Below are 1,588 nucleotides of genomic sequence, written 5' to 3'. Positions count from 1 at the left end.
GGGCGACAGGCTGCGGCCGAGGTCGCCGGAGGTCAGCATCGAGAGCACCGGCAGCAGGTTGGCCGTGATCTTCTGGTAGTGCTCGCGGTTGTGGCGGAAGGTGCGCACCTGGGCGTCGAGCACCTTGTTGCGCTGCGACTGCGGGACATGGTGTTCGTAAAAGGCGACCAGGGCCAGCAGGTCCGCACTGGCTGCCTCCGACGGGCGCTTCATGTTGCCGCGGTGCGCGTCATGCAGGAGCTTCTTCATCTCCGGCTGGTCGCGCCAGCCGGCACCGAGCAGCCGTTCGTAGAAGCGGCGCAGCGTCGCTTCCAGCACGGGCTCGATGCCGCCCTCGATGTACTTGGTGAGCTTGACCAGGTTCGGTCGCTCCTCCAACTCCACCAGCCCCTGCACAACCACGTTGACGGCGTCCCAGCCGAAGGCGGAGAAGGCGCCAGCCGTGTCCGTCGGCATGATCGACTGGATCCGCGAGGCGATCTCGGTGGGCTTTTGCCAGTTGAAGGTGAAGTCCAGGCGCACGCCGGCTTCAGGAAAGGCGGGGTGGAACTCGAGAAAGGTGTCGGGGTCGCGCCAGTCCTCGCAGGCGCGCTGGGTGACACGCTTCAGGCGGCGGCTGTTCTTGGGGTCGATGACGATGACCACGTCGCCGCGACGCACGGCCTGCGTCACCAGGTTGGCCAGCGCCACGCCTTTGCCGGACTGGGTGGTGCCCACCAGCAAGGTGCCGCCTTCGAAGTTCTGCAGCGGCCGGTGCAGGGCCACCTCGCGTGGCTCGACTCCATGGATGTAGGGCAGGCCGATCTCTGCATCGGGTTGCGGGCGTGCGTCGTAGCCCAGCACCTGGAGCAGGCGGGGCGACACGGTGAACTCGCGGTAGTCGACCTTGGCCAGTTCATAGAGACGCTGCGAGTGGACGGGCCGCCACTCGAAGCCGAAGCCCAGAAACACCGCGTCAGGCTTCTCCGTCCAGCGGGCGACGGCCCGTGTGCTCAGCACCTGGATGCCGCGGCCGGAGAGCGAGGCGCGCAGCACCAGCGTGTGAACGCCCTGCGCCAGCCGCAGAACGCCCATCGCCAGGCAGAAGCCGGCGAGCGGGAGTGCGAGCTGTCGCGGGAGGAGGCCCAGTCCGCCGGTGACTGCGAAGAACAGCAGGGTGGATGCCCAGACGGCGGCGGCGTACACCTCGTAGGCGCGCCGCCAGGGCATCTCGTAGCGGCGCATCAGCATGTCAGGGCTCCTCGTGCGCGGCGGGCTCGAAGGCGGCAGGGTCGAAACCATCGATGCAGGCTGGGGCAACGACCAGCCCGATGGTCGGCTCGCCGCGGAAGTCGGCCGTGACGGTGGCCGGGCCATCCCGCCCGGCATGCACCAGCAGGCCGACATCGGCCAGCGCCCGACCCGCCAGCGCGGGCTGCACGCCACGCCGTTCCAGTTCAGCCAGCGGCACGAACAGGCCGGCCGCGACAGGTGCGGCGGCCGCAGCGCTGCCGGGCCCATTGAGGGTGCTGACGATGGCCGCGAGGGCATCGCGCACGGCCGGGTTCAGGCGCATGGGCGCGTTCAGCTTGAAGGTGGGCGCCGCGGC

1 protein-coding gene and 1 pseudogene are annotated in these 1,588 nt (G+C 69.5%); both read right to left on the bottom strand.

Annotated elements, in window-relative coordinates; translation table 11 throughout:
* On the bottom strand, nt 1-1,230 hold a 1,230-nt coding region (gene traD, locus ABNT58_RS14330), incomplete at its 3' end, for a conjugative transfer system coupling protein TraD (RefSeq protein WP_348754138.1).
* Nucleotide 1,231: 1 nt separating this feature from the next.
* Nucleotides 1,232-1,588: pseudogene (locus tag ABNT58_RS14325) on the bottom strand (relaxase); the annotation flags it as partial.

The organism is uncultured Aquincola sp., from assembly GCF_964001545.1.
Lineage (GTDB): Bacteria > Pseudomonadota > Gammaproteobacteria > Burkholderiales > Burkholderiaceae_C > Aquincola.
The sequence above is the reverse complement of the archived record's forward strand: the minus strand, read 5'-3'. Positions and strand labels throughout refer to the sequence as shown.